General features: G+C 55.0%; 17 protein-coding genes. 12 read left to right on the forward strand and 5 right to left on the reverse strand.

Going from position 1 to position 18,168, the window contains the following annotated elements; all coding sequences use genetic code 11:
* Positions 1-19: 19 nt before the first annotated feature.
* Together tdh and kbl are read right to left on the reverse strand one after the other, a co-directional pair.
* Entirely contained in the window at positions 20-1,045 is a 1,026-nt protein-coding gene (tdh, locus tag CLM71_RS23200; protein WP_105233071.1) for an L-threonine 3-dehydrogenase, read from the reverse strand.
* A gap of 9 nt (positions 1,046-1,054) precedes the next feature.
* A complete protein-coding gene (gene kbl / locus CLM71_RS23205; RefSeq protein ID WP_105233072.1) occupies positions 1,055-2,251 on the reverse strand; it encodes a glycine C-acetyltransferase in 1,197 nt (398 codons plus the stop codon).
* A gap of 251 nt (positions 2,252-2,502) precedes the next feature.
* Here kbl and rfaD point away from each other — a divergent pair, with 251 nt between their 5' ends.
* The 6 genes from rfaD to CLM71_RS23235 are packed head-to-tail and all read left to right on the forward strand — an operon-like array spanning position 2,503 to position 8,874.
* A complete protein-coding gene (rfaD, locus tag CLM71_RS23210) occupies positions 2,503-3,435 on the forward strand; it encodes an ADP-glyceromanno-heptose 6-epimerase (protein WP_105233073.1) in 933 nt (310 codons plus the stop codon).
* 21 nt (positions 3,436-3,456) lie between these two features.
* Positions 3,457-4,503, forward strand: a complete 1,047-nt coding sequence (gene rfaF, locus CLM71_RS23215) for an ADP-heptose--LPS heptosyltransferase RfaF (RefSeq protein ID WP_105233074.1) — start codon at positions 3,457-3,459, stop codon at positions 4,501-4,503.
* 2 nt (positions 4,504-4,505) lie between these two features.
* The gene (rfaC, locus tag CLM71_RS23220; protein WP_105233075.1) at positions 4,506-5,468 is read left to right on the forward strand and encodes a lipopolysaccharide heptosyltransferase RfaC; all 963 of its coding nucleotides are present in this window, start codon (positions 4,506-4,508) and stop codon (positions 5,466-5,468) included.
* Positions 5,468-6,631, forward strand: a complete 1,164-nt coding sequence (locus CLM71_RS23225; protein WP_105233076.1) for a glycosyltransferase — start codon at positions 5,468-5,470, stop codon at positions 6,629-6,631. Before rfaC ends, CLM71_RS23225 begins: the two co-directional genes overlap by 1 nt.
* Before the next feature lie 24 nt (positions 6,632-6,655).
* The gene (locus CLM71_RS23230; protein ID WP_172606323.1) at positions 6,656-7,894 is read left to right on the forward strand and encodes an O-antigen ligase; all 1,239 of its coding nucleotides are present in this window, start codon (positions 6,656-6,658) and stop codon (positions 7,892-7,894) included.
* Positions 7,891-8,874, forward strand: coding sequence for a glycosyltransferase (locus CLM71_RS23235; RefSeq protein ID WP_105233078.1), 984 nt, complete (start codon positions 7,891-7,893; stop codon positions 8,872-8,874). The genes CLM71_RS23230 and CLM71_RS23235 overlap by 4 nt, the downstream gene beginning before the upstream one ends.
* A gap of 12 nt (positions 8,875-8,886) precedes the next feature.
* On the opposite strand, the gene CLM71_RS23240 is transcribed toward CLM71_RS23235, so the two are convergent.
* A complete protein-coding gene (locus CLM71_RS23240; RefSeq protein WP_105233079.1) occupies positions 8,887-9,978 on the reverse strand; it encodes a glycosyltransferase family 9 protein in 1,092 nt (363 codons plus the stop codon).
* A gap of 1 nt (position 9,979) precedes the next feature.
* Entirely contained in the window at positions 9,980-10,936 is a 957-nt protein-coding gene (locus CLM71_RS23245; protein WP_105233080.1) for a polysaccharide deacetylase family protein, read from the reverse strand.
* Between the two features lie 215 nt (positions 10,937-11,151).
* Between CLM71_RS23245 and rfaQ the strand changes: the two genes are divergently transcribed.
* The 3 genes from rfaQ to CLM71_RS23260 are packed head-to-tail and all read left to right on the forward strand — an operon-like array spanning position 11,152 to position 14,455.
* Entirely contained in the window at positions 11,152-12,231 is a 1,080-nt protein-coding gene (rfaQ, locus tag CLM71_RS23250; RefSeq protein WP_105233081.1) for a putative lipopolysaccharide heptosyltransferase III, read from the forward strand.
* Complete coding sequence (locus CLM71_RS23255) at positions 12,228-13,355, forward strand: glycosyltransferase family 4 protein (RefSeq protein ID WP_105233082.1); 1,128 nt, start codon at positions 12,228-12,230, stop codon at positions 13,353-13,355. The genes rfaQ and CLM71_RS23255 overlap by 4 nt, the downstream gene beginning before the upstream one ends.
* A gap of 2 nt (positions 13,356-13,357) precedes the next feature.
* Entirely contained in the window at positions 13,358-14,455 is a 1,098-nt protein-coding gene (locus CLM71_RS23260) for a glycosyltransferase (RefSeq protein WP_105233083.1), read from the forward strand.
* 33 nt (positions 14,456-14,488) lie between these two features.
* On the opposite strand, the gene CLM71_RS23265 is transcribed toward CLM71_RS23260, so the two are convergent.
* The gene (locus CLM71_RS23265) at positions 14,489-15,502 is read right to left on the reverse strand and encodes a glycosyltransferase family 9 protein (protein WP_105233084.1); all 1,014 of its coding nucleotides are present in this window, start codon (positions 15,500-15,502) and stop codon (positions 14,489-14,491) included.
* Positions 15,503-15,627: 125 nt separating this feature from the next.
* On the opposite strand from CLM71_RS23265, the gene waaA reads away from it, so the two are divergent.
* The 3 genes from waaA to coaD are packed head-to-tail and all read left to right on the forward strand — an operon-like array spanning position 15,628 to position 18,167.
* Positions 15,628-16,905, forward strand: coding sequence for a lipid IV(A) 3-deoxy-D-manno-octulosonic acid transferase (waaA, locus tag CLM71_RS23270; RefSeq protein WP_105233085.1), 1,278 nt, complete (start codon positions 15,628-15,630; stop codon positions 16,903-16,905).
* Positions 16,905-17,678, forward strand: a complete 774-nt coding sequence (locus CLM71_RS23275) for a glycosyltransferase family 2 protein (RefSeq protein WP_105233086.1) — start codon at positions 16,905-16,907, stop codon at positions 17,676-17,678. Before waaA ends, CLM71_RS23275 begins: the two co-directional genes overlap by 1 nt.
* Positions 17,679-17,681: 3 nt before the next feature.
* Entirely contained in the window at positions 17,682-18,167 is a 486-nt protein-coding gene (coaD, locus tag CLM71_RS23280; RefSeq protein ID WP_105233087.1) for a pantetheine-phosphate adenylyltransferase, read from the forward strand.
* Position 18,168 lies beyond the last annotated feature (1 nt).

Here is an 18,168-nt window from a genome sequence, read left to right on the forward strand (position 1 = left end):
CCGCCCTGTCGTCAGCACATCAATCCCAGCTCAGCACCACTTTCCCGGATTGCCCGGAACGCATGGCGTCGAAGCCCTGCTGGAATTCGTCAATCGAGAAACGGTGGGTAATGATCGGCGTCAAATCCAGCCCGGACTGGATCAGCGCGGCCATCTTATACCAGGTTTCAAACATTTCACGGCCATAAATACCTTTAATAAACAGCCCCTTGAAAATCACCTGATTCCAATCGATCGACATATCGGAAGGCGGAATCCCCAGCATGGCGATGCGACCGCCGTGATTCATGGCGTTCAGCAGCGTACGGAAGGCCGGCGGCGCGCCGGACATCTCCAGGCCGACGTCAAACCCTTCGGTCATACCCAGCTCGTTCATCACGTCGCTCAGGTTTTCCTGACTGACGTTCACCGCGCGGGTAACGCCCATCTTGCGCGCCAGCTCCAGGCGATACTCATTCACATCGGTAATCACCACGTTGCGGGCGCCTACGTGCTTACATACTGCCGCCGCCATAATGCCGATCGGCCCGGCGCCGGACACCAGCACGTCCTCGCCCACCAGATCGAACGAGAGCGCGGTATGCACGGCATTGCCGAACGGGTCGAAAATTGACGCCAGCTCATCGGAGATATTGTCCGGGATCTTGAAGGCGTTAAACGCCGGGATCACCAGATATTCGGCAAACGAGCCGGGGCGGTTGACGCCCACGCCCACGGTGTTGCGGCACAGGTGCGTACGGCCGCCGCGGCAGTTGCGGCAGTGGCCGCAGGTGATGTGTCCTTCGCCGGATACGCGATCGCCGATATTAAAGCCTTTTACTTCCTGGCCAATCGCCACCACTTCGCCCACGTATTCGTGGCCAACCACCATCGGTACCGGAATGGTGTTCTGTGACCACTCATCCCAGTTATAGATATGCACATCGGTGCCGCAGATCGCGGTTTTGCGAATTTTGATCATGACGTCGTTATGCCCCAGCTCCGGCTGTGGCACATCGGTCATCCAAATCCCTTCTTCCGCTTTCAGTTTAGACAGTGCTTTCATGGTTTTACCTTATGCAATAACGCCAAGATCTTTGCCGATACGCGTAAATGCCTCAACGGCGCGTTCAATTTGCTCCGGTGAATGGTCGGCGGACATTTGGGTACGGATGCGCGCCTGATTTTTCGGCACCACCGGATAGAAGAAACCTGTTACGTAAATGCCTTCCTTGAGCAGCGCATTGGCGAAATCCTGCGCCAGTTTCGCATCTCCCAGCATTACCGGGATGATGGCGTGATCGGCGCCGGCCAGGGTAAAACCGGCTGCGGTCATTTTTTCGCGGAACAGACGGGCGTTGCTCCACAGGCGGTCGCGCAGCGCATCGCCCTCTTCCAGCAGTTCCAGCACTTTAATCGACGCGGAAACGATCGCCGGCGCCAGCGAGTTGGAGAACAGGTACGGGCGCGAGCGCTGACGCAGCCACTCCACCAGCTCTTTTTTCCCCGCGGTGTAGCCGCCGGAAGCGCCGCCCAGCGCTTTACCCAGGGTGCCGGTGATAATGTCGACGCGCCCCATCACCTCGCAATACTCGTGCGTGCCGCGGCCATTGGCACCGACAAAGCCTACCGCGTGAGAGTCGTCCACCATTACCAGCGCCTGATATTCATCCGCCAGGTCGCACACGCCTTTCAGGTTGGCAATCACGCCGTCCATCGAGAACACGCCGTCGGTGGCGATCAGGATATGACGCGCGCCGTCGGCCTTCGCCTGCTTCAGCTGCGCTTCCAGTTCGCTCATATCGTTGTTGGCATAGCGGTAGCGTTTGGCTTTACACAGGCGCACGCCGTCGATGATAGAAGCGTGGTTCAAGGCATCGGAAATAATGGCGTCTTCCGGCCCCAGCAGGGTTTCAAACAGGCCGCCGTTGGCGTCAAAGCAGGAAGAGTAAAGAATGGCATCTTCCATACCGAGGAAGTCAGCCAGCTTCTGTTCCAGCTGTTTATGGCTGTCTTGCGTGCCGCAGATAAAGCGCACCGACGCCATACCGAAGCCGTGGCTGTCCATGCCGGCTTTCGCGGCCTCGATCAACGCAGGATGGTTCGCCAAACCAAGGTAGTTGTTGGCGCAGAAATTGATAACGTGGCTGCCGTCCGCCACGGCGATATCGGCCTGTTGCGCGGAGGTGATAATACGTTCCTGCTTAAACAAACCTTCGGCACGGGTGGCGGCAAGTTGTTGTTCCAACTGCTGATAAAACGACGCAGACATTCTGTTATCTCCAGGATTGGCTCATTTTCAACATATTTTACTGATTTGTAACCGGACTGACGATAATACGCCGGAGAGAATATGAAAAATGCAGCAGATATCACGGCAGCGCCCGGGCAACCGCCACCGTGGTTCCTTCTAAGGATTATCGGAGCCCATCCGATGTTTGCAACGATATGAAATGCTATTATAGGCGTCATATAGCGTGGGGTATTGTGCCCCACTAGGCAGAATAAACAGGGGTAAGCCCAATGATTATCGTCACTGGCGGCGCCGGCATGATCGGCAGCAACATCGTTAAGGCACTGAATGACAAAGGGTATCGTGACATTCTGGTTATCGATAACCTGAAAGACGGCACCAAATTCGTCAATCTGGTCGATCTTGATATTGCCGACTATATGGATAAAGAAGATTTTATCGCCAGCATCGTCGCCGGCGACGACTTCGGCGATGTTGAGGCGGTGTTCCACGAGGGCGCCTGCTCCGCCACCACCGAGTGGGACGGCAAGTACATGATGGATAACAACTATCAGTACTCCAAAGATCTGCTGCACTATTGCCTGGATCGCCAGATTCCTTTCCTGTACGCCTCTTCCGCCGCCACCTACGGCGGCCGCAGTGAAAACTTTATCGAAGAGCGTCAGTACGAGCAGCCGCTGAACGTTTACGGCTACTCCAAATTCCTGTTCGACCAGTACGTGCGTGAAATTCTGCCGGAGGCCGACTCTCAAATCTGCGGCTTCCGCTATTTCAACGTTTACGGCCCGCGTGAAGGCCACAAAGGCAGCATGGCGAGCGTGGCCTTCCACCTCAACGGCCAGATCGGCCGCGGCGAGAACCCGAAACTGTTCGCCGGCAGTGAAAACTTCAAGCGCGACTTCATCTACGTCGGCGACGTGGCAGCGGTCAACCTGTGGTTCTGGCAGAACGGCGTCTCTGGCATCTTCAACTGCGGCACCGGCCGGGCGGAAACCTTCCAGGCGGTGGCCGACGCGGTGGTGGACTTCCACCAGAAAGGCGCGGTGGAATACATTGAGTTCCCGGAAAAGCTGAAAGGCCGCTATCAGGCTTATACCCAGGCCGATCTGACCAATCTGCGTGCTGCGGGTTATAACGCCTCGTTTAAAACCGTGGCCGAAGGCGTCAAAGAGTACATGGCCTGGCTCAACCGCACCGCTTAAGCTGAAGGGAATCTGCACGGTATGAAAATACTGGTTATCGGCCCTTCCTGGGTTGGCGATATGATGATGTCGCAAAGTCTTTACCGCACCCTGAAGGCCGAGTACCCGTCAGCAGAGATCGACGTCATGGCTCCGGCCTGGTGTCGCCCGCTGCTGGCGCGGATGCCGGAAGTCAATCAGGCGCTGGCGATGCCCCTCGGGCATGGCGCGCTGGCGATCGGCGAGCGTCGCCGCCTTGGCCACACGCTGCGCGCCAATCGTTACGATCGCGCCTATGTACTGCCGAATTCGTTTAAATCCGCCCTGGTGCCGTTCTTCGCCCAGGTGCCGCTACGTTGCGGCTGGCGCGGCGAGATGCGCTACGGCCTGCTGAACGATATCCGCGTATTGGATAAAGCCGCTTTCCCGTTAATGGTCCAACGCTATGTGGCGCTGGCCTATGATAAACAGCGTATTCACAGCGCCACAGATCTGCCGCAGCCGCTGTTATGGCCGCAGCTGCAGGTCAGCGATGAAGAGATAGCCGAGACTACCGCCTCCTTTAATCTGACCGACGCCCGTCCGTTGATTGGTTTCTGCCCCGGCGCGGAATTCGGCCCGGCCAAGCGCTGGCCGCATTATCATTACGCCCGGCTGGCGCAGATGCTGATCGACCAGGGCTATCAGATCGCCCTGTTCGGCTCAGCCAAAGACCACGAGGCCGGCGAGCAGATCCGCACGGCCCTGGCGGACGCGTCGCGCGGCCACTGTATCAACCTGGCCGGCGAAACCCAGCTGGAACAGGCGGTTATCCTGCTGGCCTCCTGTCAGGCGGTGGTCAGCAATGACTCCGGTTTAATGCACGTTGCAGCGGCGTTGAACAAACCGTTGATAGCCTTATACGGGCCGAGCAGCCCGGACTTCACTCCGCCGCTGTCGGACAAGGCCAAGGTGATCCGCCTGATTAGCGGCTATCACAAGGTGCGCAAAGGCGATGCCGACCAAGGCTATCATCAGAGCCTGATCGATATTCAGCCGCAACAGGTGTTAGACGCGTTAATGCCGCTACTGGCCGACAGCGAGGAATAACCATGCAGGTGTTGATCGTCAAGACCTCGTCCATGGGGGATGTACTGCATACGCTGCCGGCGCTGACGGATGCGATGAACGCCATCCCCGGCATTCGTTTCGACTGGGTGGTAGAAGAAGGTTTCCGCCAGATCCCCACCTGGCATCCGGCGGTGGATCGGGTGATTCCGGTCGCCATTCGCCGCTGGCGCAAAAACTGGTTCGGCAGTGAAACCCGTCAACAGCGCTGCGACTTTAAACGTCAGCTGCAAGAACGCGATTATGATGTGGTGATCGATGCGCAGGGTCTGATCAAAAGCGCCGCGCTGGTGACCCGCGTCGCCAAAGGCAGCAAGCACGGTCAAGACTGTAAAAGCGCGCGCGAACCGTTTGCCAGCTGGTTTTACAACCATCGTCATTACATTGATAAACAGCAGCACGCGGTAGAGCGTACCCGCGAGCTGTTCGCCAAAAGCCTCGGCTACGCCAGGCCCGAAACCTATGGCGACTATGCCATCGCCGCCCGTTTTCTCAGCCAGCCGCCGGCGGATGCCGGGCAATACCTGGTGTTTCTGCATGCCACCACCCGCGATGAGAAGCACTGGCCAGAAGAAAACTGGCGCGAGCTGATCTCGCTGGTTGCGCCAACCGGGCTGCGCATCAAGCTGCCATGGGGCGCCGAACACGAACACCAGCGCGCGCTGCGCCTGGCGGAAGGCTTCCCGCATGTCGAGGTGCTGCCGAAACTCAGCCTGGAGCAGGTTGCGCAGGTGCTGGCCGGCGCTAAAGGCGTGGTGTCGGTGGATACCGGCCTCAGCCATCTGGCCGCCGCGCTCGATCGGCCGAACATTACGCTGTTCGGCCCGACAGATCCGGGATTGATCGGCGGTTATGGGCAAAATCAGCAGTCGCTGATTTCCCCGGAAAAGAAAATGTCCACCATCAATGCCGATCTGGTTTGGGCAACATTGCAAAAGGCTCTTTGATGAAGAAGCTGCACATTATTAATCTGGAAAAAATGGGTGGTGTCGAACGCCTGTTTTTACAGTACATCAACGATACAACCGACGGCAGCAATGCGGTTATCTGCATCAGCAATGAAATCGGCACGGAAATACGCCAAAAAATGCCGCAGCAAAAAGTAACTTTTGCCAATCGCCTGATCAACGCCTTATCCTTCCGCTGCCCGCAATTTCTGCGCAAATATTTGTTGAAGTGGAAAGTTGAACGGGCTGACGCCGATGTGATCATCGTCTGGGATTTAATCCCTGGATTGGCGGCAAAGCCCAAGCGTGGCAAACTGGTGTATTACGATCACGGCTGCTCCTGGCGTTATGCAAAGAACAACAAAACCCTGCGCTTTTTCTCCATGCTGGATGGCGTCATTTCCGCGTCTCAGGCTTCAAAGCGCGTCATGGAACTGCGTTTTAACCTCCCCTGCCCCAACCCGGTGGTGATCAACCGCATCAAAACGCCGGCAGGCATCAGTAACGAACCGAAAACGCTGAGTCAACCGGTCAGGATCGGCACGGCTTCACGTCTGGTGACATTAAAAGGCATCAGCGTCTCGCTGCTCATGCTGCAGGAACTGCTGCGCCGCGGCCATAATGTCACGCTGGAGATAGCCGGAAAAGGTCCTGACAGGCCAGCCTTTGAAGCGCTGGCGCAGCGCCTGCAGTTAGGCGATCGCGTCACATTCAGCGGTTTTCAGCACAATGTGGCCGATTTCTTCAACCGCACCCATATCTATATGAGCACACCGATCACCGAACCTTTCGGGCTGTCCTGCATGGAATCGCTTTATTTTGGCGTACCGGTAATATTCCCGATGGTGGACGGTCAGCCCGAGGCGGTAAAAGACGGTTATTGCGGCATTGGCTTAACGCCTTCCGTCACCATAGAAGAGCACCGAAAACTGACGGGCATCGAGGTCGATTTCCCTCACGATGTTTACGACCCGCTCACTGACCGGCTAGTAACGCCCAAGCTGCTGTCACATATTGACTGCGCCGATGCTGTGGAAAAAATGTTGGTTCAATCTCATTACGAACAGCTAAGCAAAAATTCAAAACGTTATCCGGCTGAGCATTTTAACTATGCCATGTTCAAATCAGATTTTGACAGCACCTTGCAGTCATTTGTTATGTAATACCCGAGTAGGAACCTCAAAATAATGTCAAAAGAAAAAATACCGCACCCTGCTTTTAGTTATCTTATCTATTTAGGATGCGCTATCGCTTTTTGTACCATACCTTTTGGTTCAACAACTGGGCGAAATATTTTCTATATTTCCAGCTACATAGCATTTATTGCCTTCTGCTTAAACTTCCGTTACCTCACCAGCAACAAAAAGAATCTGGTGCTGCCCGGCCTGTTTTTAGGCGTAGGTTTAGCCAGCGTGCTCTGGGTGGCAGCCTTTAAACAGCCTGGTGAATTTATTGATCTTTATCGTTCTTATACGTCAACCGGCAAGCTGCAGATCGCAACGGCGTTTATCCTGCTATACGCCTTGAACGAACCGCTATGCATGCAACGCGCGTTTATTGCCGTCGCGTTGATAACCGGGATCGCGGTCAATATTTACTCACTATACCAGGGACTGTTTCTGGATATATCGCGCGTAGAGCTCAACTTTGACCGGGCCACAGTTGTCGCCTACCTGATCACTGCTATAAATCTGGTCATGCTGCAGGCGATCCTGATGCTGAAATGCCGCTATCGTCTCTGGTTATATATCCTGGCGTTTATGTTGACCTATTCTACCGTGATATTAACGGGAACTCGTGCAGCCATGTTGGTTTATCCTGTGGTGGTCGGCATTTCCATTCTGGCAACCAAGGACCTGCTCTCCCGTCGGAACAAACTTGCCCTTGTCACCGCCGTGCCGATATTGCTTATCGTTAGCGGATTGGTGTTTAAACCCCAGATAGAACAACGTATTGCTGATTTTAAAACCAACTTGCAGTTAATCGATCAGCCGCAGATAGATAACTCGATCATTTCGCGCATTTCCATGCAAATTGTGAGCCTGAAAGCAGGGACCGCAGCGCCACTGGGTGAGTCGGCAGAAAAACGTGGGGATGCTATCCGCAATATCATCGCTCACGAACCGCAATTATACGGCGTCACGCCTTATATCAACGTCCATATGCATAATGAACTACTGGAAACCTATTCAATCAAAGGCGTGTGGGGCGTCTTGTTGTTGCTGTCACTCTATATCAGTCTATTTATCTCCGCCTTCAGACCCCACAGAAATGCGCTGTTGCTGGGAGTCACGGCCAGCCTGTTTGTGTACGGATTGAGTGATGTGATTTTCTTCAGTACCGAATGCACCGTTATATTTTGTTTGGCGATCATTGCCAGTGTATTGTCAGGGAAGAAAAAGGCCGCTATAAAGGTTAAACCATGAGCGCTTATCCATACTTACTCAGCGTAATTGTTCCCTTTTATAATAACGCTGATTTTATCGTCGACAGCCTACGTTCTCTGTTGAACCAAGTGACTGATGACGTAGAAATCGTAATTATTGATGATGGTTCGACAGATGATTCCGTTCAGCGCGTCACACAGCTCCTTGAGGGGCAAACAGCCCACCATGCAACGCTGATTTGTCAACCAAACGGCGGGATAGCCCATGCGAGAAATGTTGGGCTGGCTAACGTCCGTGGCCGCTATGTGACGTTCCTTGACGGCGATGATTTACTCAGCAGCGACTACTGGCAGATATTGCGGCCGCTACTGCTGGCTGACCAGTACGATATTATTGATTTTAATTATCAGAAATTTTCAGAGACCGTCCCCACCCACCCGCAGGGGAAAAAGACTGAAATTTATGGTTATGATTTTAAAAATCAAGGGCTAGCATGCCTTATGCCGTTGTTTACCCGTTCAATGTGGCACCTGTGGAGCAGAGTCTACCGCCATACTCTGCTGGAAGGAGAGTCATTTGCGACCGGGCGACGCTATGAAGACGTTATCTTCACTCCTTTTTTATACTTCAAGACCCGCAAGATAGCGCATATTGAGCAGGTGCTTTATTTCTATCGTGACAACAATTTAGGGATTACCCGTAACCATAGCGAAAAAGATATTGCAGATTTGCAGTTCGCTATGAGTAAAATGACGGACTACGCTCTACAGCATCAACACAACTCGCAAATACGACCGCTCGCGGCTTTGATGATCGCTAACTGTTTCTGTGAAATAAAAAATATCACCAAAAAAATCCACGGTTGTTATCGTTACAGCCCGGAACTGCGAAATGCCCTCCAGCGTGCGGCTAAAGTGTGCCAGGGTACGAAGGTCCCCAGTAAAAAAGTCTGCCAAATGCGCTACCCATACATCGACGAGCTATTGTCAAAGGTGCGCATTGGGCTCAAGAAACACTAAGATCGGGCTTTATCAGCCAAGGGACAAATGTTCCACCACTTCTTGGTAGACGCGCGACGGCTGAATCACCCCCATCGGGCTTTCAGCCTCCAAAGGCAGGGTATAACCGGTTCGTGACGCATGCACGATACGGTGCAATTCAAGATCCTGAATCGGGCCGGTCGTGCGCGGATCGGCGGTAACAAACAGGCTGATGGTTCTCACCTTCAGAGCAATAGCTAAGTGCAGCGGCCCGGTATCCCCGGTAACCAGCAGATGGAAACCGCTCAGCAACGTCAGCAACTGCCGCAGCCCGGTTTTCCCAATGCGGTTATCCACGTGCGTACGCGTTTTATCCTGAACCTGCTGCAAAAACTGCTGTGCTTTTCCATCGTCAAAAGGTGCGCCAATCAGCACAATCCGCACGTTATCATGCCGAGCGACCAGCTCATCCGCCAGCTTTACAAAATGAGAAACCGGCCAACAGCGTGATTCTGTTGAGGCGCCAAGTTGAAAACCGATAGTGCAGTATTCCGCGCTCTTTTCCTCTGCGGGAAACGGCGCCAAAACTTCCATCGTCGGATCATCAGAGCGGCAGCCCAATACCGAAATCAACTCCAGCTTGCGCCGGATAAAGTGGCCGTAATAGTCGAAAACATAGTTAGTCAGCCACTCTTCCAGACCACAAATACCATTGCGGTAATTATCGCGGATAATGTACTTGGCGCCGGCCAGCACCGCACTGATAACATCATAAGGTTGGTGGGAATGCAGTATTAACGCCAGGTCAGGCGGATATTCACGCAGAGACGTTAACAGCGGCCCCATGCTTTTAAATTTGCTGTCCCAATATACCACGCGGTCAATATAGCGGCCGTTCTCCACCAGCTCCTGGTTCTTTTTATGCACCACCAGCGTAATATGGGCTTCAGGATACCGCTCTCGTACGGCGCGAATTGCCGGCGTATTAAACATGAAATCGCCGAGCGCAGTGGTAGAGTAAATCACGATCTGGGCAAACTGCATGTCGGGATCAAAAGTGGCTTTATCTTGAAAACGGCCGCGCTTTGCGACGTATTTTCGTAAAAACCAGTTAGCAGCCTTTATTTTCCATTTCTTAGACATTTCAATTCACTTTCAGTTGATAATACTCAGCCAACGTCATACCGACCGTATGTTGCTGCAACCAGGCAAAAAGCTGTTCCAAATCACGATACAGCGCCTCAATATCCTGCTCATTTTTGAACGTCGGGCTGCCGCCGGGCATAAACTCCGAGGAGTGCAGCATAAACTCAATGTAATCATTACCTTCCGCCAAAGAGAGTTCAGCAACCCGCTTCATCTGCGCCAGATTATTGCCGCTCGGACGCAGCCAGTGCACCGACGGTGAGCGCCGCTTGCCGCGCAGGCGATCGTAACCCTGCTTAATCGCGTTCATCGCGCCAGAATGTTTGTATTGAATGCTCATCGGCACTTCCAGCAGGCCGGACTGGCCCGGCCGCGCAATATTTTGCGGATCGATAAAGTAGGCGTGTGACGGAAACGCGCGGTAATCAGTGCCGCCGTTGCCCTGCGGGTTGCCCGGCGAATACTGCCAGTTGACCCGTGGCGTGACCGAACAGTCGACCTGATAGCCAAATTCCAGCAGCAGCTCGGCGTAATACTCGTTGAAAGCCCAGCGCCCGGCGCGGTGGCTCAGCATTTTAGTCTGGAAGGCATCTTCCAGCAGCTTGGTCATATGGTCGACCTTGGCGCGGATTTGGTCAGCCGGATACTCAATCAGATAAGGCTTATGCCGCCAGTCATCATCGGTCAGCGGCGTCAGCGGCGGGCTGTTCCAGGCGTGCAGATGCATACCCACTTCGCCGGTGCCGCGCGCAATCACATCACGGGCAAATTCGACGTATTGCGGGTCGACCGCCATTTCATAATTGGTGAGATAAACCGGTTTAAACGCATATTTCTCACACAGCGCCTGAAAGCGAGGTAAAAAGCGGGTATTGTCAGTCGTAATACGATCGTGGTTCTGCCACAGGTTGTCGCCTTCAGTATCTATCGTGATGAGAAATGCCGGTTTAGTCATAAATATCGCGCCTGATATCAATAATATACAAACATGTTACGCAGCCAGCCTGCCGTGAGCAAACGACTTCGCCGTCAGGTTTGGACAACGGCGCAACGGATTTGTCTCGTTTATCGTGCTATTTTTCCACGATTCGCAAGAAAAATCCGCAACAGTAGCCACATGCGAGAGGGTCATTTAGAATCATTCGCTGGTTTCCCATATAGCGAATCACGATGAACGACGCGTCAGCACCGATCCCAGCAACATCGATACAGCGTATTTTAGTTATTAAGCTGCGCCACCACGGCGATATGCTGCTGACCACGCCGGTCATCAATACGCTAAAAGCTAACTACCCGCAGGCGCAGATAGACGTGCTGCTGTACCAGGAAACGCAGGATATGTTAGCCAGCAACCCGGCAATATCACGGATATTCGCCATTGACCGCCAGTGGAAAAAACAGGGCGCCAAGGCTCATATGGGCCATGAATGGCGCCTGATCCGCCAGTTGCAGGCGCAACGTTACGATCTGGTGGTGAACCTGGCCGACCAATGGCGCAGCGCGCTGATTACGCGCCTGACGGGCGCACGCATCCGTTTGGGCTTTGCTTTCCCCAAACGCCGTGGTTTTCTCTGGCAGCATTGCCATACGCAACTCGTCTCCGTCGAAACCCATGGCACCTTGCATACGGTGGAGCAGAACCTTTCTTTGCTGCAGCCGCTTGGTCTGCCACTCAGCGATACGCAGGTCACCATGAGCTATGCCGAGCAGGATTGGCAGAGCAGCGAAACGCTGCTGCGGCAGCACGATGTACCGCATGACTATATCGTCGTGCAGCCCACCTCGCGTTGGTTCTTTAAATGCTGGAGCGAAGAGAAAATGGCGGCGGTCATCACGGCCCTGCAGGCCGATGGCCACACGGTGGTCATTACCTCCGGCCCCGATGAGAAAGAGCGTAAAATGGTGAACAACATTCTGGCGCACTGCCCCAAACAGGGCGTTGTGTCGCTGGCAGGACAGCTCACCCTGCGGCAACTGGCGGCAATCATCGATCACGCCAAGCTGTTTATTGGCGTAGACTCCGTGCCCATGCATATGGCCGCCGCGCTGAAAACGCCCTGCATCGCGCTGTTTGGCCCGTCCAAGCTGACGTTCTGGCGCCCATGGCAGGTTATCGGCCAGGTTATCTGGGCCGGCGACTACGGGCCATTGCCCGATCCGGACGCGGTTAACACCGGTACCGATGAGCGTTACCTTAACCTTATTCCTACAGACGCGGTGATTACTGCCGCGCGGAGCCAGCTTTCATGACCGCATTGCGTTTGGCGATTGTTCGTCAAAAATACCGCCCGGACGGCGGGGCTGAGCGTTTTGTCTCCCGTGCTTTAGAGGCGTTGGAACAGCAGGACCTCGAACTCAACGTCATCACCCGCGAATGGCAGGGCGACGCCAACCCAAACTGGCATATTCACCTGTGTGACCCGTTCAAACTCGGGCGCATCAGCCGGGAGCGCGGCTTTGCCGAAGCGGCGCGCGCGCTGTGGCAAAAAGAACGGTTCGATCTGGTGCAAAGTCATGAGCGCATCGCCGGCTGCGATATTTACCGGGCCGGCGACGGCGTGCACCGCCGCTGGCTGCTGCAGCGTGCGCGCCTGCTGCCGGAGTGGCGCCGTAAATGGCTGTTCTCCAACCGTTACCACCGCTACGTGATGTGCGCCGAACGGGCGATGTACGCCGCGCCCGAACTGAAGGCAGTGATCTGCAACGCAGAAATGATTAAACAGGAAATCATCGACGATTTTGGCGTTCCCGCCGATAAGATCAAAGTGATTTACAATGCTATCGATAACCAGAAGTTCCTGCCCGCCGACGACGCACAGCGGCTGCTGCTGCGCCAGCAATACCAGATTCCGCAGCAGGCGCACTGCCTGATCTTCGTCGGCTCCGGTTTCGAACGCAAAGGCCTGGCGGCGGCGATCCGCGCCGTGGCGGCTACCGACAGTTATCTGTTGGTTGTGGGCAAAGACAAGGCGGAAAAGCGCTACCGCGCGCTGGCTCAATCGCTAGGCTGCAGCGATCGCATCCGCTTTATGGGCGTGCAGAAACAGACGCTGCCTTTCTATCAGGCCGCCGATGGCCTGCTGCTGCCCACGCTGTATGACCCATTCCCCAACGTTATTCTGGAAGCTATGTCATGCGGCCTGCCGGTGATCACCAGCACCACATGCGGTGGAGCGGAGTTTATCACCGCCGGACAAAATGGTTTTGTGTGTGATGCGCTGGATGTCGCGGCGTTAACCGCCGCAGTACGCGATTTACCGCGGCAGGCACTGGGGTCATCCATGGGTGAAGCAGCCCGACAGCGCATTATGCCGGCAACGCCGGCGAGCCTGTCCGAGCAGCTGATTTCGCTGTATAACCAAATTCTGGATTGATTATGCGTATTCTGATGATTATCGATGGCTTGCCCGGCGGCGGTGCAGAAAAAGTCGTGTTAACGCTGTGCCAGGGCATGCAGCAACTTGGTCATAGCGTCAGCCTGATTTCACTGCGGGACGTCTGTAACTATCCCATTCCTTCCGGCATCGACTATCAAGTCGTGCCGGACAACTGCCGTAAACCCTGGCGCAAGCTGACGGAACTATCCCGCCGTGCCGCACAGCTGGATCGCGCCGTTATCGCTAACGAGCAGCAGCATGGCGTCTATGACCTGATTTTCTCCAACCTGCATAAAACGGATCGTATCGTCAGCCGTAGCAAGAGACTTAACAACGAACGGTTATGGTTTTGTATTCACGGCATACTCTCCACCTCATACCTCGGCCACCGTACCGGGCTGGACCGCTGGCTCAAGCAGCGTAAGATCGCCAACGTCTACCAGCAGCGCAATATCGTCGCCGTTTCACGCGCGGTCGGCGACGATCTCCAAAACAATCTGCCGGTTCATCCGCAACGCCTGGCCGTCATCAACAATCCATTTGATATCGCCGCCATAGAATCGCTGGCGTCACAGCCGTGTGAGCTGGCTGGCCAGCAGTATTTGGTGCACGTCGGACGCATTCATCCGCACAAACGCCACGACCGGCTGCTGAAAGCCTATGCGCTTTCAGGTATCGAAGCACCATTGGCGTTAATCGGCACCGGTAATGAAAATGAAGTGGAAAAAATCAAACGGCTGGCGATTGAGTTAGGCATCGAGCAACGCGTTCTGTTCTTGGGATTTCAGGAGAACCCCTACCCGTTTATCAAACACGCGGCACAGTTAGTACTCAGTTCAGACAGCGAAGGGTTTGGTAATGTGCTGGTAGAAGCGCTGCTATGCGGTACCCCGGTCGTCAGTACCCGATGCCCTGGCGGCCCAACGGAAATCTTGGAAAACGCTGGAATGCCCCAGGCGCTGGCAGATTTAAATGAGCAATCTCTGGCTGAAAAAATGGTGCAGACCTATCGCCAACCGCCGGAGATCGATCACCAGCAGTTATTACGTTACGGCCTGCACCCCATTTGCGCACAGTATCTGGCTTTGGCGCAGTAAATTAAAGGGAGGGACCCGCACCTCCCTTCTCAACTACTGCAGCGCCCGAATCTGCTGCCACACCTCATCGACCGTCACGTCGGCGCACTCACCCGATTCCGTTTGCAAAATAGCGTATTTACCCGACCACGGGTGCCAGGAATCCTTGTCGGTATCGCCGAAGAATACCACCTGCGTGCTGTTTACCGCCGCCGCCAGATGCATCTGCCCGCCGTCGCTGCACAACACCAGGTCACAGCGCTCAAACGCGGCCAGCAGCTCACGTACCGACGCCGTCGGGTACAGCGCAACGCGCTGACTGTCGCACTGCGCCAGCAGTTGCTGAGCGCGCTGCTGGTCGCCGATATCATCCGGCGCCAGCGTACCCTGTGGCGACCAGAATATCAGCACCGAATTACGCGGGTCATCGGTCAAGCGGCGAATAATCTCGGCATAGCGCTCCAGCGGCCAGCGCCGGTTGGCCATCCGGCTGCTGATATGCACCGCATAAATATGTTCCGCTTGCGGTAATAGCGCCTGTATACGCTGCTGCGCCTGCTGCTGCTCTTGGGCGCTTAAATAAGCCCGCACGGGTGGAATGGCTATTTGCCGTTCAGCGATCGCCGACAAATAGCTAAAGGTATGTTCCACCTGGTGTTTACCGTGGAAATCCGCCGGTTTGAACGGCCGGGTTATTTCCGGCGTACCGAGATCGGCGCCGATAATATGTTTGCCGCCCGCCATTTTCGCCAGTCGCAGGCTGTACTTGCAGGGGACGGGATTCGCCAGAATCACCGCATCGAATTTTATCTTCCGCAATTTCAGGAATATCAGCAGGCGCTCGAAATACACCCCCAGCGTCGTTTCATTCTTCGCTTTGTGCTTTGCCTTTTTATAGACAAAAACCTTCTCAATATGCGGGTTATTTTTTACAACGTCCTGGCTGATTTTGTTAATTAGCAAATAGAGCTTTGCATCTGGATACGCAATTTTTACGCCTTCAATCAAAGGGAGGGTGCAAACAAGATCGCCAATGTTATCGCGGCGAATAATTAAAATATTTTTCATATCAACCCTATCGACGAAACCACCCGTCTGTTGTCTGAAACTGGTGCCCGAAGCCACCAAATTAGCGCCTTTCCCTGCCGATTATGGTACTATTCCGAATAACCCATAAAAATGAAATTGATAGAATGTTGCTGCGTTTATATCAGGTACTCCTCTACCTCATTCAGCCCCTGATCTGGCTTCGCTTATTGCTGCGCAGCCGCAAAGCGCCGGCCTACCGCAAGCGCTGGGCCGAACGCTATGGTTTCTGCGCCGGGAAAGTGGTTCCCGACGGCATCATGCTGCATTCCGTTTCCGTCGGCGAAACGCTCGCCGCCATTCCTTTGGTGCGCGCCCTGCGCCACCGCTACCCCTCTTTACCGATTACTGTGACCACAATGACCCCAACAGGTTCAGAGCGTGTCCAGTCCGCCTTCGGCAAAGATGTACATCACGTCTACCTCCCCTACGATCTGCCCGGTTCCATGCACCGTTTCCTCGACCAGGTTAACCCGAAGCTGGTCATCATCATGGAAACCGAACTGTGGCCAAACATGATCAACGCGCTGCATCAGCGCCAGATCCCGCTGGTGATCGCCAATGCACGCCTTTCTGCCCGTTCCGCCGCCGGCTATAAAAAGATCGGCGGTTTTATGCGCGATATGCTGCGCCGCATTACGCTTATCGCCGCACAGAATCAGGAAGACGGCGACCGCTTTATCGAGCTAGGGCTGAAGCGCTCTCAATTAACCGTCACCGGCAGCCTGAAGTTTGATATTTCCGTTACCCCGGAGCTGGCTGCCCGGGCCGTTACGCTGCGCCGCCAATGGGCGCCGCGGCGTCCGGTATGGATAGCCACCAGCACGCATGAAGGGGAAGAGACCATCTTGCTGGCGGCGCACCGTAAGCTGCTGGAAAAACATCCCGACCTGCTGCTGATTCTGGTGCCGCGCCACCCGGAACGCTTCCAGACCGCCAAAGATTTAACGCAAAAGGCCGGCTTCAGCTACACCACCCGCAGCAGCGGCGAAATTCCCTCCAGCAGCACCCAGGTGGTGATCGGCGATACCATGGGCGAACTGATGCTGCTGTACGGCATTGCCGATCTGGCCTTCGTCGGCGGCAGCCTGGTGGAGCGTGGCGGACATAACCCGCTGGAAGCCGCAGCGCATGCCATTCCGGTGCTGATGGGCCCGCATACCTTTAACTTTAAGGATATTTGCGGCAAGCTCTCCCAGTCTGAAGGGTTGATTACCGTCACCGATACCGATTCTCTGGTTAAAGAAGTGGATACGCTGCTGACCGACGAGGATTATCGCCGCTACTACGGCCGTCACGCCGTTGAAGTGCTGTATCAGAACCAAGGCGCGCTGCAACGCCTGCTGCATCTGCTGGAGCCTTATCTGCCGCCCCGGAGCCACTGATGGAAAACCGCAAAAGCCTGTCGGTCGTGATGATCGCCAAAAATGAAGCCGCGCTGCTGCCGGATTGTCTGCAGTCGGTCAACTGGGCGGATGAGGTCATCGTACTGGACTCCGGCAGCCAGGATGATACGGCGGCCATTGCCGAAAGCCTTGGCGCCAAAGTCTTCATCAACCGTAACTGGCAAGGCTTCGGCAAACAGCGCCAGCTCGCGCAAAGCTACGCCAGCTGCGATTACGTGTTGATGATCGATGCCGACGAACGTGTTACGCCAGAATTGCGCCGCGCCATCGAACAGGTGCTGAACGCCGCGGATGACGACCAGATTTACAGCCTGGGACGGCGTAATCTGTTTCTTGGCCGTTTCATGCGCCATAGCGGCTGGTATCCAGACCGCGTCAATCGTCTGTATGCGCGTGAACGCTACCGCTATAACGACGACCTGGTGCACGAGTCACTCAATACGCACGGCGCGCGCATCGTCCCGTTACAGGGCGATTTATTGCACCTGACCTGCCGTGATTTCTTCACCTTCCAGCGCAAACAACTGCACTACGCACAGGAGTGGGCCAACCAGCGCCACGCCGCCGGCAAACGCTGTGGTTACCTCTCCATACTCACCCATACGCTTGGCGCCTTCTGCAAGACCTGGCTGCTGCGCGCCGGCTTTCTTGACGGTAAACAGGGGTTGCTGTTAGCCGTGGTTAACGCGCAATATACCTTCAACAAGTACGCCGCACTGTGGGCGTTGGGCCGCAACTACTCAGAGAAGTAAATCATGACCCGTAAAGCCATCTACCCCGGAACTTTCGATCCCATGACCAACGGCCACCTGGATCTGGTGACCCGGGCGTCAATGATGTTCGATCGCGTGATTCTGGCCATTGCCGCCAGTCCGAGCAAAAAACCGTTGTTTACGCTGGATGAGCGCGTCGAACTGGCGACGCAGGTAACCGCGCATCTGGATAACGTGGAAGTCTTGGGCTTCAGCGAGCTGATGGCGCATTTTGCCGAACATCAAAACGCCAATATTCTGGTGCGCGGGCTGCGGGCGGTATCGGATTTCGAATATGAATTACAGCTGGCCAATATGAACCGCCACCTGATGCCCCAGTTGGAAAGCGTCTTCCTGATGCCGTCAGAAGAGTGGTCGTTTATCTCCTCTTCGCTGGTCAAAGAGGTGGCGCGCCACGGCGGCGACATCTCTCCATTCCTGCCGGATGTCGTCACCAAGGCGCTGCTGGAAAAGCTGGCGTCCAACTAAT

This window comes from Serratia sp. MYb239, assembly GCF_002966855.1.
Taxonomy (GTDB): Bacteria; Pseudomonadota; Gammaproteobacteria; order Enterobacterales; family Enterobacteriaceae; genus Serratia_B; species Serratia_B rhizosphaerae.

Excerpts from the sequence above, each read along its gene's own strand:
- tdh (WP_105233071.1), bottom strand. The coding sequence starts at position 1,045 with ATGAAAGCACTGTCTAAACTGAAAGCGGAAGAAGGGATTTGGATGACC.
- CLM71_RS23240 (WP_105233079.1), bottom strand. The coding sequence starts at position 9,978 with ATGTCTAAGAAATGGAAAATAAAGGCTGCTAACTGGTTTTTACGAAAA.
- CLM71_RS23255 (WP_105233082.1), top strand. The coding sequence starts at position 12,228 with ATGACCGCATTGCGTTTGGCGATTGTTCGTCAAAAATACCGCCCGGAC.
- rfaF (WP_105233074.1), top strand. The coding sequence starts at position 3,457 with ATGAAAATACTGGTTATCGGCCCTTCCTGGGTTGGCGATATGATGATG.
- coaD (WP_105233087.1), top strand. The coding sequence starts at position 17,682 with ATGACCCGTAAAGCCATCTACCCCGGAACTTTCGATCCCATGACCAAC.
- CLM71_RS23275 (WP_105233086.1), top strand. The coding sequence starts at position 16,905 with ATGGAAAACCGCAAAAGCCTGTCGGTCGTGATGATCGCCAAAAATGAA.
- rfaD (WP_105233073.1), top strand. The coding sequence starts at position 2,503 with ATGATTATCGTCACTGGCGGCGCCGGCATGATCGGCAGCAACATCGTT.
- CLM71_RS23230 (WP_172606323.1), top strand. The coding sequence starts at position 6,656 with ATGTCAAAAGAAAAAATACCGCACCCTGCTTTTAGTTATCTTATCTAT.
- CLM71_RS23260 (WP_105233083.1), top strand. The coding sequence starts at position 13,358 with ATGCGTATTCTGATGATTATCGATGGCTTGCCCGGCGGCGGTGCAGAA.
- CLM71_RS23265 (WP_105233084.1), bottom strand. The coding sequence starts at position 15,502 with ATGAAAAATATTTTAATTATTCGCCGCGATAACATTGGCGATCTTGTT.
- rfaC (WP_105233075.1), top strand. The coding sequence starts at position 4,506 with ATGCAGGTGTTGATCGTCAAGACCTCGTCCATGGGGGATGTACTGCAT.
- rfaQ (WP_105233081.1), top strand. The coding sequence starts at position 11,152 with ATGAACGACGCGTCAGCACCGATCCCAGCAACATCGATACAGCGTATT.
- CLM71_RS23225 (WP_105233076.1), top strand. The coding sequence starts at position 5,468 with ATGAAGAAGCTGCACATTATTAATCTGGAAAAAATGGGTGGTGTCGAA.
- waaA (WP_105233085.1), top strand. The coding sequence starts at position 15,628 with ATGTTGCTGCGTTTATATCAGGTACTCCTCTACCTCATTCAGCCCCTG.
- CLM71_RS23235 (WP_105233078.1), top strand. The coding sequence starts at position 7,891 with ATGAGCGCTTATCCATACTTACTCAGCGTAATTGTTCCCTTTTATAAT.
- kbl (WP_105233072.1), bottom strand. The coding sequence starts at position 2,251 with ATGTCTGCGTCGTTTTATCAGCAGTTGGAACAACAACTTGCCGCCACC.
- CLM71_RS23245 (WP_105233080.1), bottom strand. The coding sequence starts at position 10,936 with ATGACTAAACCGGCATTTCTCATCACGATAGATACTGAAGGCGACAAC.